Raw genomic sequence first — 14,010 nt, forward strand, 5'->3', positions numbered from 1 at the left:
ACATGCTGAGCCGGACGGCAGACAACCTTTACTGGATCGCGCGGTATATCGAGCGGGCCGAGACAATGGCGCGGCTGCTCGAAGTGGGCGCGCGGATCGCACTCATGCCGTCGGCTGACGGCTACCGCAGCGAGTGGGAATCGTTGCTGCAGGCCTCCGGTACTGCGGCCGGATTCCAGCGCAAATACGGCGATCCCGTTCAGCGCAATATCGAAAGCTACCTGTTCTTCGATCAGGACAACCCGTCCTCCGTCGTCTCCTGTTTCGGCATGGCGCGGGAGAATGCGCGGATCGTGCGTACCGCCCTTACCGCCCAGCTCTGGGATGCCTTGAACAGCGCGTTCCAGGAGCTTCGTAAACTGGAGCGGATGGAGCGGAGTGAGCTTGACGTCAGCACGATGGTGGAATGGACGATGCGCCAGTCCGCATTGATCCGCGGCGCCATGGACACAACGCTTCTGCGCAACGACGGCTACGACTTCCTCAATCTCGGCTTCTATCTCGAGCGGGCGGACAATACCGCGCGGCTGATGGACGTGAAGTATTACGTCCTGCTGCCGACGGTGGATCTCGTGGGATCGGGGCTCGACAACTATCAGTGGACGACGCTTCTGCGTGCGATGTCGGCGCAGCGGGCCTTCCACTGGGCCTACGGTGGGGATGTGACCGCGACCAAGATCGCGCACTTTCTGATCCTGAATCCGCAGAGCCCGCGTTCTCTCCTGACCTGCATGCATTCCGCGAATTCTCATCTCGACCGCCTCGCCCGTGGCTATGGGGGCACGACGGACGCACAGCATATCTCGCGGCGTCTGCTCGCCTCCCTTGCCGACACGCGGGTGGAGGAAATCTTTGATGAAGGACTGCACGAGTTCCTGACACGCTTCATTCAGGACATCGCAGGGCTGGGTCATAGTGTCTATGAAGCCTATCTGAGCGGCGACACCCGATGATTCTCAATGTTCAGCACCGTACCATCTACCGCTACGACATTCCTGTCCGCGGTGTGGTGCAGAGCTTCCGCCTCACCCCGTCCGTTTTCGATGGGCAGAAAATCCAGACCTGGTCGATAGAGGTGAGCGAGGGCCTGCACGGAGGCAGTTTCCGCGATGGCGCCGGTGATCGCGTGACCAGTTTCTCGGTCCGTGGTCCGGTAAGCGAGATTACCGTCGCCGTCCGTGGCACGGTGGAGACGATGGACACGTCCGGCGTTCTGCGTAACCACCGTGAGTATGTCGCGCCCGATGCCTACCTGCGCGATACGCCGATGACACGGGCCAATACAGCCTTCGCAGAACTGGCCGCGAGCGTAGGCGATGTATCAGGTGCGCTTGATCTTGCCCATCGGCTGTCGGACGCGGTTTCGGGGGCCATCGCCTATACACCCGGTGCAACGGAAGCAGGCACGACCGCGGCGGAGGCACTCGCGCTCGGGCAGGGGGTATGTCAGGATCAGTCCCATGCGCTCATCACGCTGGCGCGGCTGAAGGATATTCCCGCCCGCTACGTCTCCGGCTACCTGCTGGCCGATGAGGCCGAGGGCGAAACGCCTACGGAGCATCGCGCTGCCCACGCCTGGGCTGAATTGTTCGTGCCCGGGCTGGGTTGGGTGGGTTTCGACGCGGCGAACCGATGCTGCCCGGATGAACGCTATATCCGTCTGGGGTCGGGATATGACTCGGTGGATGCCGCGCCGATCCGGGGCATATCCCGCGGGACGGGAGAGGAAAGACTTGACGTAACGGTTGCCGTTCAGTCCGTGCAGCAATAATCTGCCCGGCGCTGCAAACCACGGGACTGCCTTCCATGACCTATTGCGTTGGAATCCTTCTGAACGAAGGGCTGGTGATGCTGTCGGATACGCGCACCAATGCGGGTCTGGATAACATTGCGATCTATCGAAAGATGTTCGTTTTTGAAAAGCCGGGCGACCGGGCGATCTGCATCATGACAGCGGGAAGCCTGTCGGTGACGCAGACGACCATCGCGCGGCTGAAGGAGGCGATCAAGGAGCCGGACGGAGGGCATGGTGCTTCGATCATGGAGGCACCAACCATGCTGCAGGTCGCGGAGATCGTGGGTAACGCGCTGGCTGACGTGTCGCAGGATGTGTCGGAAAAACTGGAGCGCATGCATCAGAGCGCGCGCGCCTCCATGATCGTCGCCGGGCAACGCAAGGGCGGCGACATGCGGATGTTCCTTATCTACCCGGAGGGGAACTTCATCGAGGCGACGGAGGATACGCCCTTCCTTCAGATCGGTGAGCATAAATACGGCAAGCCGATTCTCGACCGCGTCGTCACGATGGAGACGCCGATTGAGGACGCGCAGAAATGCGCGTTGCTCTCCATGGATTCGACTCTTCGTTCGAATCTTTCCGTGGGGATGCCGCTTGACCTGCTGGTGATTCGGCGGGATGAGCTGAAGGTAGGGCTGCGCCGACGGATCGAAGCGGGAGATGAGAGCTTCACGAGGATGAGCGCGGCGTGGTCGGATGCACTGCGGGACAGTTTCATTCGCATCAAGATCTGACGCGGTTTCGGTACAGCCCGATGACCTTCTCCATGAAGTGCTCCCGGTGGCGCGGCGCTTCCATCATCAGTTCATGTCGCGCGCCGGGAAAGATCTCCAGCTCCGCCTCTGGCCAGCGTGCGATGCCGCGCCGGATCGCGCGGGCGTCCACCACGCGTTCGTTGCTGCCGACGCCCAAATAAGCGCGGATACCGGGTGCCGGCAGTGTGGCGAGCGTCCGCATTTCCACCAGCGCCTCATGTAGCCAGCGAAGGCTTGGCCCGCCAAGCGCGAGTTCCGGATGCGCTTCCATCGCCGCCCGCATCCGGGCCAGCATCATGGGATCGCTGGTCAGGTTGTTGAGCGCTGGGCGCGCCGTCAGCACATAGGGCGTTGCGGGATGGCCCGGTGGGTGCAGGCCCGGTCGCCCCGCGCGGAGAGCGACGGAGGAAAGCAACCAGGCGAGCGGCCGTGTGAGACCCGGAAGGGTCAGACCCCACATCGGCGCGCTAAAGGCAGCGGCCTCTACGGCCAGTCCCTCATGCAGGGCCCGCCGTGCGATGGCTCCCCCCATGGAATGGGCGAGCAGGAGGGCAGGCTTGGGCATGTCGAGCGCTTGCGCCGTGGCAAGCATAGCTCGCACATCTTGTTGATAATCTTGGAAATGTTCGACGTCACCCATGCGTATGGCCGGATCGCGGTGGGCCGACAATCCTTGCCCACGCCAATCGACGGCAAGGGTGGCAAAGCCTGCGTCGCGGAGGATGCGGGCGATGCCATCGTATTTTTCGACATATTCCGTGCGGCCCGGAAACAGCAGCACCGTGGCGATAGCGCCGGCCGCGGGCCAGAGGGCGAAGCGCAGGCGCGTTCCGTCCTCCGCCCGCTGCCAATAGGCCGCGGCCCCGGACGAGCCGTCCGCGCCGAGATGGAGCGGGGCCGGCTCTAGGCGCATGTCAGGCCAGAGCCGAGCCGAGCTTCATGGCCGTACCCATGTTGCCGTCAAGTTTCAGCTTGCCGCTCATGAAGGCCATCGTCGGGCTCAGATCGCCGGCGAGAATCGCCTGGAATGTCTTGACGTCAGCCGTCAGCGTCACATCCGTGTCGTCATCGCCTTCCCGCACGCCGGACTGGTCGATCACGATGGCGCCTTCGTCCTTGATGACGAATTTAGCGCTTCCGTCGAACCCGTCCGACAGGCGGCCCGAAAGGGTTTTCACCGCTTCGTCGATGACATTGCTCATTACCTAAATCCTCCAATTGTGACCATCCGCAGCACGGGACGGTATTCGCAGGCGGCTTCGCTTGCGCTATCCTCAGGTTATGGTGTCGATACTCTCCAAGCTCAATCCTTTCGTGACGGCAGCTTTCGCAGCCGTGATCGCGTTCCCCCTCCATGCGGAGGAAACGGTGGAGCAGCGCCTTCTGAGAGAGTTGAGGGATCCGCAGAACACCGCCTGGCAGCGCACGGAAAGCGATCTGCAACGTGAGTGGTCGCGTTCGGGCTCTGCGTCCATGGACCTGCTGCTGCAGCGGGGGCGCGACGCGATGGAGACCGGAGACACACAGGAGGCGATAGAGCATCTCACCGCGCTGACAGACCACGCCCCTGATTTCGCCGAGGGCTGGAATGCACTGGCCTCCGCGTATTTTCAGGCGGGCAAGTTCGGCCCCGCCGTGGATGACATCCGCCGGACGCTCGCTCTCAATCCCAATCATTACGGCGCACTGTCGGGGTTGGGGATGATCTTGGAGGATATGGGCTACGACGCGTCCGCCCGCGACGCCTACCGCGCCGCGCAGGCTATACATCCCCATCAGCCCGACATAGAAAAGGCCGTGGAAAGGCTGGATCGCGAAATGTCCGGTCAGGTACTCTAGGGACCCTGTTCAGGGGAATCGGCACACCCATGCGCGACCAGACGAGGACCGTAGCGGTCCTTGGTCCCACCAATACCGGCAAGACCCATTATGCCATCGAGCGGATGCTGGCGCATCGCACGGGGGTTATCGGCCTGCCGCTCCGTCTTCTCGCGCGGGAGGTCTATGACCGTATCGTGGCGCAGCGCGGGCCGTCCGTGGTCGCACTGGTGACGGGGGAGGAGCGGATCGTGCCCGATCGCGCCCGTTACTGGGTCTGCACCGTAGAGGCGATGCCGCAGGAGATCGGCGCCGATTTCGTCGCGGTGGACGAGATCCAACTCTGCGCTGACCTCGAACGCGGACATGTCTTTACCGACCGGCTTCTGCGGGCGCGGGGACTGCACGAGACGATGTTTCTCGGCTCCGACACCATGCGCGGCGCCATCGCGGCGCTGGTCCCGGGGACGACCTTCCTGCATCGCGAGCGGTTCTCGGAACTGAGCTACAACGGCTCGAGGAAGATCAGCCGGATGCCCACCCGTTCCGCCATCGTCGGGTTCTCGGTGGAGAACGTCTATGCGAATGCGGAACTGATCCGGCGGCAGAAGGGCGGATGCGCGGTGGTGACGGGCGGTCTCAGCCCCCGGACCCGGAACGCGCAGGTCGCGCTTTATCAGAATGGCGATGTGGACTACCTCGTGGCGACCGATGCGATCGGGATGGGGCTCAACCTCGACATCGGCCATGTCGCCTTCTCGGCTCTGGCGAAATTCGACGGGCACCGGATGCGCCCGCTTTTCCCGCATGAAATGGGCCAGATCGCCGGGCGCGCCGGCCGGCATACTCAGCCGGGCAGTTTTGGGGTGACGGGCGAGGCGCGCCCGCTGCCGGAGGATCTGGTGGACGCGATCGAAAACCACCGGTTCGCTCCGATCCGCAAGCTGCAATGGCGCAATTCCGACCTGTCGTTCGGTTCCGTCGAGCGGCTTATCGCTTCGCTGGAGACAGGGACGACCAACGAATGGCTCACCCGCGCGCGAGAGGCGGACGACCTGGCGGCGCTCCGTCACCTGGCTGCCATGCCGGAGGTGGCGGACCTTGTACGGGGTACCGCGGGTGTGCGGCTTTTGTGGGATGTATGCCGGATTCCCGATTTCCGTGGAATTTCCTCCACGGAACATGCAGGACTGCTGGCGCGAATCCATGGTTTCCTGCAGGCTGAAGGACGGGTGCCGGATGACTGGCTGGCCCGCAACGTGAAGCGGATCGACCGGACGGACGGAGATATCGATGCGCTGTCGAAGCGGCTCGCGCATATCCGCACCTGGACATACGTCGCACAGCGAAGCGGCTGGGTGACGGATGAAAACCATTGGCGCGGCGAAACGCGCGCGGTAGAAGACCGGCTGTCGGACGCGCTTCACATGCGTTTGACCCAGAGATTTGTCGACCGGCGCACCAGTGTGCTCCTGCGGCGGTTGAAACAGAAGGAGAGCCTTGTGGCTGAGGTGAACGACAAGGGCGAAGTAACGGTCGAGGGCGAGTTCGTCGGTCGGCTGGAGGGCTTCCGCTTCCATCAGGATGCGACGTCCGGCCCAGACGAGGCGCGAACGCTGCGCTCGGCGGGCCTTCAGGCGCTGAAACCGGAATTCCATCTGCGGGCCGACCGTTTCTACAACGCGCCGGATACCGAGTTGGACTTTACCGAACAGGGCGGCCTGATGTGGGGTTCCTCCGCGGTGGGCAAGCTCGTTGCCGGGGCCGACCCGATGCGCCCGCAGGTCGAGCCCTTCGTGGATGAAGAAGCCGGCCCCGACGTGGTGGAGAAGGTCCGCCGCAGGCTCCAGCACTTCGTAGACCGGAAGGTGGCCACGCAGTTCGAGCCGCTGCTCGCCCTGTCGAAGGACGAGGCGCTCACCGGTTTGGCGCGTGGTTTTGCCTTCCGTCTGGTGGAGGCGCTCGGCGTCCTGCCGCGCGATCAGGTGGCTGATGAGGTTAAGCAACTGGATCAGGAGGCGCGCGGCGCACTGCGCAAGCATGGCATCCGCTTCGGCCAGTACACGATCTTCCTGCCGGCGCTCCTGAAGCCCGCGCCGACCCGGCTTCGGCTGGTGCTGTGGTCGCTTGCAAACGGCTTGCAGGAGTTCCCCGAAAGCCCGCCGCCTGGGCTTGTCACCATTCCGAATATCGTCGAGGTGCCGAAGCAGCACTATACGCTCGCAGGCTACCGTCCGGCGGGTAAGAGAGCGATCCGCATCGACATGCTGGAGCGTCTGGCAGATCTGCTCCGCGCCAAGGACTGGCGCGCGGGCTTTGAGGCGACGCCCGAGATGCTCTCCATCACAGGCATGACGCTGGAACAGTTCTCCGACCTGATGGAAGGGCTTGGCTTCAAGGCGGAGCGGGGGGAGCGGCCCAAGGTCCGGGCTGAGCAGGCGGCGAAGGAAGCCGCGCTGCGGGAAATGCCTGTGGGCCTTGCCGAGGATGTGGAGGCCGTCGCGTCCGGCGCAGATGCGGTGTTCGATGCGACCGGGGCGGAAGCGGATCTGGACGACGCACGCGTGCCGGTGGAGGCCGTTGACGGGCTCGAACCCGGCCAGCCTGTGCGCACACCTGCTTTCCCCGACGAGGAGCCTGGCGATCCGGCGGATGAGACCGGCTCGGACATGGCACCCGAGGTCACATCCGACGATGCGCTTGGCGCCATCCCGGTTTCCGACGAGGCGCTTCGCTCTCTGGCCGTCGAAGATGGTGTGGAGCCTCCCGTAGAGCCGGTCGAGTCGGAGGTGTTCTATACTTTCGTCTGGGCGCCACGGCCGCGTCACAACCGGAACGCTCCTCGGGGCGGCGAAGGCCGTTCGCGCAGCCGTAACGAGCGGCAGGGGAGCGATCGCCCGGCGGGCGAGCAACGGGCCGCAGGCGAAAACCGGGGCGAACGGCGGGAGGGTCAGTCACAGGGCCAGCCGCATGGACAGCCGCGCGGTGAGCGGAGAAACAAGCCCGAAGGCGGCAAGCCCGATCACGGCAAGCGACAGAAGTTCGAGGGCAAGGAAGGGCGTCATGGCGGCAAGGGCAAGGAAAAGCGCTCCGAGCAGCCGCGCAGCTTCGAATCGCGTCCACCCCGAAATGATCGTATCGACCCGGATAGCCCCTTCGCGATCCTCGCTGCGCTGAAGGAGCGTAAGTAACCCTTGGCCGTCCCTGCCACGCGGGAGACGATGCGGCTCGACAAGTGGCTTTGGCATGCCCGCTTCTTCCGCACCCGGACGCTTGCGTCCGAAGTGGTGGAGGGGGGGCATGTGCGTGTGAACGCGCGGCGGGTGCAGAAGCCCGCCTTCGCCATCGGGGAGGGCGACACGCTGACCTTTCCGCAGGCGGGGCGAATCCGTGTCGTTCGTGTGCTTGGATCCAGCCTCCGCCGCGGTCCCGCGACAGAGGCACAGGCCCTTTACCTCGATATGGATGCGGAAGGTGTTCCGTCATCTGGGGCGGTGGAGGAACAGCCATCCTCCCCACCGCGACGTTAGGGGTGCCGGGCCTTTCCGTTGTCACCCGTCTTGATCCCGGCCAGCCGTTGGACTAGCTAGTCTCCGCCAGACGTGAAAGACCGATCCCATGACTTATGTCGTTACCGACAACTGCATCGCATGCAAATATACCGACTGCGTGGAAGTCTGCCCGGTCGACTGCTTCTATGAGGGCGAGAACATGTTGGTCATTCATCCCGATGAATGCATCGACTGCGGCGTCTGTGAGCCGGAATGCCCCGCAGATGCAATCCGCCCCGACACGGAGCCGGATGTAGAGGAGTGGGTCGCTTTCAATCGCAAGTATGCCGAGCAATGGCCGGTGATTCTCTCCCGCAAGGATCCGTTGCCTGAAGCGACGGAACGGGATGGCGAAACCGGGAAGCTGGCAAAGTACTTCTCCGAAACGGCTGGCGAAGGCTCCTGATTCGCGCTCTCTAGCGCGATTGTGGCATGGCAATTTGATGACAAGTCCTTGAAGCTGCTTGCCTGCTGTTTACGCACGAGTCACGACGCTTTAAAACAGCGGCGCTTTGTGCTATATTTCCTCCACAAAATGCTTGGAATGCCGAAGGCAGGCGGGCTCTCACCTCGAAGATCCGTCTGAAGCAATCAGCTTGTCCGATCATTCTCCTGAAGCGGAATCGCTTCCGGCGGATGGTTTTGTGGCCTGTCGGATTCCCATGAGAGGAAGCGACTGAATGACGAAGACCAAGAAGTCCGAGTTTCACGCCGATGATTTCGTGGTGTATCCGGCCCATGGAGTTGGCAGGATCATCTCGATCGAAGAGCAGGAGATCGCGGGTCTCAAGCTGGAACTGTTTGTTATCTCGTTCGAGAAGGACAAGATGACCCTCCGTGTGCCGATCAACAAGGCGGCGGAAATCGGTATGCGTTCGCTTTCCACGCCCGATATCGTATCCAAAGCGCTCGAGACGCTGAAGGGCAAGGCGAAGGTGAAGCGTGCCATGTGGTCGCGTCGTGCTCAGGAATATGAGCAGAAGATCAACTCCGGTGATCTGCTTTCCATTGCCGAAGTGGTTCGGGATCTGCATCGGTCGGACGATCAGCGCGAGCAATCCTATTCAGAGCGCCAGCTCTACGAAGCCGCCCTCGAACGGTTGACGCGTGAGGTGGCTGCCGTTGCCGGAGTGGATGAGGCTAATGCGCAGAAGAAGGTCGATGACGTTCTGCTGTCCCGCGCGGCCTGAACATTTTTGATGATCGCAAAGCCGTGCCACATCCGGCGCGGCTTTTTCATGTCTTCAGAGCAAGGTGGTGAGCGTTGCGAGCGCAGCGATTTCGGCAAGCTGCTGGCTTGCCCCGAGTACATCACCTGTCTGCCCGCCGATCTTGATATGCGCAAGTATCGCGAGAAGAACCGCCGCCGCTGCGGCCGCCAGCGTTGCCACCAGTCCGGATAGGCCGCATAGGCTGAAGGCAATCAGCGCTCCGACCGTCAGTGATGCGATTGCCGCTGTCTTTCCGGGACGCCCAATGGAGGCAGCAAGTCCCCCGTTCCGCGCAAAAGGCAGGGCCGCCATCAGACCAGGCAGGACCGCCCGCGACAGCGCCCCTGCCGCGATCACTGCAAAGAGCGTGTCGCCGCCTGCGAGAAATCCTGTGATCAGACTAGCGCGTGCCATGAGTGACAGGACGAGCGCCAGCACCCCGTAGCTGCCGATACGGCTGTCTTTCATGATCTCCAGGCGGCGCTCCTTCGTCCGGCCGCCCCAGAAGCCATCTGCTGTATCCGCCAGCCCGTCCTCGTGCAGGCCCCCTGTCAGCAGGATCGCCGCCCCCAGCACACAGACTGCGGCGAAACCCGCAGGCAAGCCGATATCGACCAGCAGAACGCCGCACGCCGCCGCGAGAGCGTTCACGACACCACCGACCACCGGCCAGGCCCAGCTGGACCCCGCGGGTGACCCCGCAGCGACGGGAAGCCGCGTCAGCAGCCCGAAGGCGTTCCTGATGTCTTGAAAGGGGCTCACGTCCCGCTCCGGTTGCATCCGCCGCGCCTTGGATAGAGAAGGGGCACTCCGCAATCAACGGATGAAACATGTCTGTCTTTATCTCACCTGCCGATTTTCGCTCTCTCCTCACCGATCTACCGCAGCCGGTTCCTGCCGCGCTTGCCGCTGCTGACGCACGAAACGGCCGATTGACGAAGCCGCAGGGGGCTTTGGGCCGCCTCGAGATGCTGGCGATCTGGTATGCGGGCTGGCGGGGGACGGCAACGCCCGTCATCACGCGACCGCAGATCGTCATTTATGCTGGCAATCACGGTATTGCCGCGAACGGTGTCTCTGCCTTCCCGCCGGAGGTGACCGCCCAGATGGTTGCGAATTTCGCGGCTGGCGGCGCTGCCATCAATCAGCTCGCGCGTGTGGGTGGGGCGATGCTGGATGTCATGCCGCTCGACCTCGACCGACCGACCTCCGATTTTACGAAGGCGCCGGCAATGACGGAGGCAGACCTTGTGAATGCACTGTCGGCGGGATGGGAGTCGGTGGACCCGCAGGCGGATGTGTTTATCGCGGGGGAGATGGGTATTGGGAACACCACCGTCGCCGGCGCCATTGCCGCCGCGCTCCTTGGCGGCGGAGCCGAGGCGTGGATCGGCCGGGGCACCGGTCTTGATGATGCGGGCCTTGCTCGCAAGCGCGCGGCTGTGGAGGCCGGGCTGATGCGCCACGCCGATGTGCTCGATGACCCGCTGGAGGTGCTGCGCTGCCTTGGCGGACGGGAGGTGGCGGCGATGACCGGAGCCATTGCGCGGGCGCGCGTCGAGCGTATTCCCGTCATTCTCGACGGGTTCATCTGCTGTGCGGCGGCGCTGGTGCTGCAACGGCTCAATGAAGGTGCCCTCGATCATGCCGTGGCCGGGCACCTTTCGGAGGAGACGGCACACGGCCGCCTGCTGACGGCGCTTGGCAAGGAGCCGATCCTGTCTCTCGGCCTTCGGTTGGGAGAGGGGTCCGGCGCCGCTCTGGCGCTGCCGATCCTCAAGGCAGCGGTCTCCTGCCTGTCCGGCATGGCGACCTTCGGTGAGGCGGGCGTGACGGAGGGCTGAATCCTAGCGGATGGTGGTCAGGAAGCGATCCACTTCCTCCTCCGTCGTCGCCCAGGAGCAGACGAGCCGGGCGGCGACCGGCTCGTTCCCCGGACCGTCGAGCGACTGGTTCCCCGGCCAGAGGTAGTAATAGGCCCCGGCCTCCTGCACGCGCCGGTGCCCCTCACGCGGCCACGCGGCGAAGACAGCGTTCGCCTCGGTCGGATGAACAAGTGAAGCACCCGGCAGCTCCGCTATGCCCTTCGACAACCGCGCGGCCATTGCATTGGCGTGACGGGCGCTGCGCATCCACAGGTCGTCCTCCACATAGGCCAGCATCTGGGCGGAGAGGTAGCGATGCTTGGAGAACAGGTGGCCGCCCCGCTTGCGACGAAGCTCGAATTCCCATGCCTTCGCGGGGTCGAAGATCACCACGGCCTCGACGCCCAGCAGCCCGTTCTTGGTGCCGCCGAAGCTCAGGATGTCCACGCCCGCCTTCCACGTCATTTCCGCCGGGGAGGCATTGGTGGCTGCCAGCGCGTTGGCGAAGCGGGAGCCGTCCATATGGACGGGGATGGCCGCTGCCCGCGCGATGCTGCAAAGCCGCTCCACTTCCGCCACCGTATAGACGGTGCCACACTCCGTCGCGTTGGTGAGGGAGAGCGCGCCCTTCTGCACGTGGTGGACGCCCGCGCCGCCCGCCGATTGGAGCGCTTGCTCCAGTCCGGCCGGGTCTATCTTGGCATGGTCACCCTCAAGCAGGGTAAGCTTTGCGCCACCGGTATAGAACTCCGGCGCCGCGCATTCGTCTTCCTCGATATGGGCGTGACGGTGGCAATAGACCGTCTGCCACGGCTGGACGAGGCAGGCGAGCGAGAGGGAATTGGCCACCGTGCCGGTCGCGACAAGATAGACGGCGGCCTCCGGCGCTTCGAACACCGTGCGCATCCGATCCTCCACTTCCCGCATCACAGGGTCCGCGCCATAGGAGGGCATGGCGCCATGGTTCGCTCGCTCGATCGCGTCGAGCACCTGCTGCGGAACGGGGGCGATATTGTCGGAGGCGAATTGCATCAGATATCCTCTTCGATCACGTGGTCTTCCCATTCGTCCTCGGCCACCTCGAATTCCGGCACGGTGCGGCCCCGGACGGAGACGCCGGCACGGTGCACCTCCTCCCTGTCGCCGCAGAGGAGATGGTGCCACGGATAAAGCGGCCGTCCTTCGTTCAACAGCCGATAGGCGCAGGTGCGGGGCATCCAGTAGGAGATCTCGTCGATATTCGCGGGGGTCAGCACCACGCATTCCGGCACGAACTGGCGGCGATTCTCGTAATGGGCACATCGGCAGGAGCCGTCATCGAACAGCCGGCAGGCGATGTCGGTGAAGAACACCTCGCCCGTGTCAGCATCTTCGATCTTGTTCAGGCAGCATTTGCCGCAGCCGTCGCAAAGCGCCTCCCACTCCGGGGGCGTCAACTCGCGGAGAGGGTGGCGCTCCCAGAAGCGGGGGCGGAGAGGGGGGTGGACTGGCGTTTCATCGGTTGGGGACCATGCACCTGTTGCGCGGCGGTTGAAAGCCCGATCACGCTGTCCGCATTGCATAGACGACATGCGGACGCAGCGGATGTCCCTCGGGCAGTGCGGGATGATCGAAATCCAGATCGCCCCGGCGGGTCATGCCGATCCGCTCCATCACCCGGCGGGAGGGGCGGTTGCCGGTCGCCGTGAAGGCAACGATTTCATCCAGCTTCATTGCCCCGAAGCCGTGTTCGAGCCACGCGCGCGCAGCCTCCGAGGCAAGACCCATGCCCCAGAAGGCGTAGGGTAGCCGCCAGCCTATCTCCACCGCGCCGGTCAGGGGGCCTTGCAACACCGGATTGAGGCCCACCATTCCCCCAAAGGCCCCGTCCTCGCGCCGCTCCACCGCCGCGAAGGAGAACCCTCTTTCCGCAGTACGGGCGATGAACCTGTCCATTAACGCGTCGCTCTCCTGCCGGGTGAGGGCAGCGGGGAAGTGGCGCATGACCTCTGCGTCGGCATTCATGGCGGCGAAGGGCGCGCGGTCCCGCGGCTCCCAAGGGCGCAGGATCAGCCTTTCGGTCGTCAGGATCATGCGGGCAGGGTGGCCAGAATGTCCCGCGCGCGGACACAATCTGCATCCATCCGGGCGATGAGCGTGTCGAGGCTGTCGAACTTCATCTCCGGACGCAGCCACTCGATCAGGGCGACCGACAGATGCTCGCCATAAAGGTCGCCGGAGAAATCGAAGATGAAGGTTTCGATATTCGGGGTGTTTTCGCCGAACATCGGTCGCGTGCCGATGGAGGCCGCGCCGCCGTAGTCACCGGCATGAGGACCGCTGAGGACGCGCACCTTCACCGCGTAAACGCCGAAGCGCGGCGGGTGGATGGCCGCGATGGACATGTTGGCGGTCGGAAATCCCAACTCTCGCCCGCGAGCATCGCCGTGGAGAACCTCCCCCTCGATGCGATGCCAGTGGCCCAGCATCCGGCGGGCGTCTCCGGGACGGCCCTCGCTCAGGGCACGGCGGATGGCGGTGGAGGAGATCTCCTCCACCTCGTCCGAAACAAGTGGTGCTACCGTGACGCCAAAGCCGATTTCCCGGCCAAGCTCCTCCAGCCGCCGCGCATCGCCGCCCCTGTCATGGCCGAAGTGAAAATCCGCGCCAACGACAGCATGACGAATGCCCAGTCCCTCGTGCAGAACCTGCCGCGCGAAATCCTCGGCCGAAAGGCCGGCCAGTGCCGGGTCGAAGGGCAGTTCGTAAAGGATATCCACGCCGAGCCGTGAAAGCCGGTTCTCCTTCGCCTCCGCGTTCATCAGCCGGAAGGGCGGGGCATCCGGCTGGAAATACTCGCGGGGATGCGGCTCGAAAGTGATGATCCCCAGCGGGCTTCCCGCCGCACGCGCTATGTCGATCACGGACTGATGGCCCAAGTGAACGCCGTCGAAATTGCCGATGGCGACCGAGGCCCCCCGGTCGTTGTCAGTGACGGTCCTGTAATCCCGGATGATCCGCATGGCCTTTCCG

General features: G+C 64.1%; 16 protein-coding genes. 9 read left to right on the forward strand and 7 right to left on the reverse strand.

What is annotated here, in order from left to right; all coding sequences use genetic code 11:
- Nucleotides 1-2 precede the first annotated feature (2 nt).
- From CG51_RS00295 to CG51_RS00305, 3 genes are read left to right on the forward strand one after another with little or no spacing between them, the layout of a single operon-like run.
- Nucleotides 3-953: an alpha-E domain-containing protein gene (locus tag CG51_RS00295; RefSeq protein ID WP_035740691.1), complete on the forward strand. Its 951-nt coding sequence runs from the start codon at nt 3-5 to the stop codon at nt 951-953.
- A complete protein-coding gene (locus tag CG51_RS00300) occupies nt 950-1,771 on the forward strand; it encodes a transglutaminase family protein (protein WP_035740693.1) in 822 nt (273 codons plus the stop codon). Before CG51_RS00295 ends, CG51_RS00300 begins: the two co-directional genes overlap by 4 nt.
- Before the next feature lie 35 nt (nt 1,772-1,806).
- Nucleotides 1,807-2,532, forward strand: a complete 726-nt coding sequence (locus CG51_RS00305) for a proteasome-type protease (protein ID WP_035740695.1) — start codon at nt 1,807-1,809, stop codon at nt 2,530-2,532.
- Here the strand turns inward: CG51_RS00305 and CG51_RS00310 are convergent.
- Together CG51_RS00310 and CG51_RS00315 are read right to left on the reverse strand one after the other, a co-directional pair.
- Nucleotides 2,522-3,466, reverse strand: coding sequence for an alpha/beta fold hydrolase (locus tag CG51_RS00310; RefSeq protein ID WP_035740697.1), 945 nt, complete (start codon nt 3,464-3,466; stop codon nt 2,522-2,524). The genes CG51_RS00305 and CG51_RS00310 overlap by 11 nt on opposite strands.
- A gap of 1 nt (nt 3,467) precedes the next feature.
- Nucleotides 3,468-3,755 (reverse strand): SCP2 sterol-binding domain-containing protein, encoded by a 288-nt coding sequence (locus CG51_RS00315; protein ID WP_035740699.1) that lies wholly within the window; start codon nt 3,753-3,755, stop codon nt 3,468-3,470.
- A gap of 61 nt (nt 3,756-3,816) precedes the next feature.
- On the opposite strand from CG51_RS00315, the gene CG51_RS00320 reads away from it, so the two are divergent.
- The 5 genes from CG51_RS00320 (at nt 3,817) to CG51_RS00340 (ending at nt 9,112) form a co-directional block, all read left to right on the forward strand.
- Nucleotides 3,817-4,392 carry a tetratricopeptide repeat protein gene (locus CG51_RS00320; protein WP_233141363.1) on the forward strand — a complete coding sequence of 192 codons (576 nt, stop codon included), beginning with the start codon at nt 3,817-3,819 and terminating at the stop codon, nt 4,390-4,392.
- A gap of 29 nt (nt 4,393-4,421) precedes the next feature.
- Nucleotides 4,422-7,562: a helicase-related protein gene (locus CG51_RS00325; protein WP_035740701.1), complete on the forward strand. Its 3,141-nt coding sequence runs from the start codon at nt 4,422-4,424 to the stop codon at nt 7,560-7,562.
- 3 nt (nt 7,563-7,565) lie between these two features.
- A complete protein-coding gene (locus tag CG51_RS00330) occupies nt 7,566-7,901 on the forward strand; it encodes an RNA-binding S4 domain-containing protein (RefSeq protein ID WP_233141362.1) in 336 nt (111 codons plus the stop codon).
- 88 nt (nt 7,902-7,989) lie between these two features.
- A complete protein-coding gene (gene fdxA, locus CG51_RS00335; protein WP_035740705.1) occupies nt 7,990-8,328 on the forward strand; it encodes a ferredoxin FdxA in 339 nt (112 codons plus the stop codon).
- Between the two features lie 274 nt (nt 8,329-8,602).
- The gene (locus CG51_RS00340; protein ID WP_035740707.1) at nt 8,603-9,112 is read left to right on the forward strand and encodes a CarD family transcriptional regulator; all 510 of its coding nucleotides are present in this window, start codon (nt 8,603-8,605) and stop codon (nt 9,110-9,112) included.
- Nucleotides 9,113-9,166: 54 nt separating this feature from the next.
- On the opposite strand, the gene cobS is transcribed toward CG51_RS00340, so the two are convergent.
- Nucleotides 9,167-9,895, reverse strand: a complete 729-nt coding sequence (gene cobS / locus CG51_RS00345; RefSeq protein ID WP_416171695.1) for an adenosylcobinamide-GDP ribazoletransferase — start codon at nt 9,893-9,895, stop codon at nt 9,167-9,169.
- A gap of 68 nt (nt 9,896-9,963) precedes the next feature.
- On the opposite strand from cobS, the gene cobT reads away from it, so the two are divergent.
- Nucleotides 9,964-10,977, forward strand: coding sequence for a nicotinate-nucleotide--dimethylbenzimidazole phosphoribosyltransferase (cobT, locus tag CG51_RS00350; RefSeq protein ID WP_035740710.1), 1,014 nt, complete (start codon nt 9,964-9,966; stop codon nt 10,975-10,977).
- Nucleotides 10,978-10,980: 3 nt separating this feature from the next.
- On the opposite strand, the gene CG51_RS00355 is transcribed toward cobT, so the two are convergent.
- From CG51_RS00355 to CG51_RS00370, 4 genes are read right to left on the reverse strand one after another with little or no spacing between them, the layout of a single operon-like run.
- The gene (locus CG51_RS00355; RefSeq protein ID WP_035740712.1) at nt 10,981-12,030 is read right to left on the reverse strand and encodes a threonine aldolase family protein; all 1,050 of its coding nucleotides are present in this window, start codon (nt 12,028-12,030) and stop codon (nt 10,981-10,983) included.
- Nucleotides 12,030-12,569, reverse strand: a complete 540-nt coding sequence (locus tag CG51_RS00360; protein WP_233141361.1) for a YcgN family cysteine cluster protein — start codon at nt 12,567-12,569, stop codon at nt 12,030-12,032. Before CG51_RS00360 ends, CG51_RS00355 begins: the two co-directional genes overlap by 1 nt.
- Entirely contained in the window at nt 12,541-13,071 is a 531-nt protein-coding gene (locus CG51_RS00365; RefSeq protein ID WP_035740716.1) for a GNAT family N-acetyltransferase, read from the reverse strand. The genes CG51_RS00360 and CG51_RS00365 overlap by 29 nt, the downstream gene beginning before the upstream one ends.
- Nucleotides 13,068-14,000, reverse strand: a complete 933-nt coding sequence (locus tag CG51_RS00370) for a bifunctional riboflavin kinase/FAD synthetase (RefSeq protein ID WP_035740717.1) — start codon at nt 13,998-14,000, stop codon at nt 13,068-13,070. The genes CG51_RS00365 and CG51_RS00370 overlap by 4 nt, the downstream gene beginning before the upstream one ends.
- Nucleotides 14,001-14,010: the final 10 nt, after the last annotated feature.

It is taken from the genome of Haematobacter missouriensis (genome assembly GCF_000740775.1).
Lineage (GTDB): Bacteria > Pseudomonadota > Alphaproteobacteria > Rhodobacterales > Rhodobacteraceae > Haematobacter > Haematobacter missouriensis.

What these genes read in the sequence shown, in the direction of transcription:
- CG51_RS00295 (WP_035740691.1), top strand. Translation starts at nt 3, where the DNA reads ATGCTGAGCCGGACGGCAGACAACCTTTACTGGATCGCGCGGTATATC.
- CG51_RS00300 (WP_035740693.1), top strand. Translation starts at nt 950, where the DNA reads ATGATTCTCAATGTTCAGCACCGTACCATCTACCGCTACGACATTCCT.
- CG51_RS00305 (WP_035740695.1), top strand. Translation starts at nt 1,807, where the DNA reads ATGACCTATTGCGTTGGAATCCTTCTGAACGAAGGGCTGGTGATGCTG.
- CG51_RS00310 (WP_035740697.1), bottom strand. Translation starts at nt 3,466, where the DNA reads ATGCGCCTAGAGCCGGCCCCGCTCCATCTCGGCGCGGACGGCTCGTCC.
- CG51_RS00315 (WP_035740699.1), bottom strand. Translation starts at nt 3,755, where the DNA reads ATGAGCAATGTCATCGACGAAGCGGTGAAAACCCTTTCGGGCCGCCTG.
- CG51_RS00325 (WP_035740701.1), top strand. Translation starts at nt 4,422, where the DNA reads ATGCGCGACCAGACGAGGACCGTAGCGGTCCTTGGTCCCACCAATACC.
- fdxA (WP_035740705.1), top strand. Translation starts at nt 7,990, where the DNA reads ATGACTTATGTCGTTACCGACAACTGCATCGCATGCAAATATACCGAC.
- CG51_RS00340 (WP_035740707.1), top strand. Translation starts at nt 8,603, where the DNA reads ATGACGAAGACCAAGAAGTCCGAGTTTCACGCCGATGATTTCGTGGTG.
- cobT (WP_035740710.1), top strand. Translation starts at nt 9,964, where the DNA reads ATGTCTGTCTTTATCTCACCTGCCGATTTTCGCTCTCTCCTCACCGAT.
- CG51_RS00355 (WP_035740712.1), bottom strand. Translation starts at nt 12,030, where the DNA reads ATGCAATTCGCCTCCGACAATATCGCCCCCGTTCCGCAGCAGGTGCTC.
- CG51_RS00360 (WP_233141361.1), bottom strand. Translation starts at nt 12,569, where the DNA reads ATGTCGTCTATGCAATGCGGACAGCGTGATCGGGCTTTCAACCGCCGC.
- CG51_RS00365 (WP_035740716.1), bottom strand. Translation starts at nt 13,071, where the DNA reads ATGATCCTGACGACCGAAAGGCTGATCCTGCGCCCTTGGGAGCCGCGG.
- CG51_RS00370 (WP_035740717.1), bottom strand. Translation starts at nt 14,000, where the DNA reads ATGCGGATCATCCGGGATTACAGGACCGTCACTGACAACGACCGGGGG.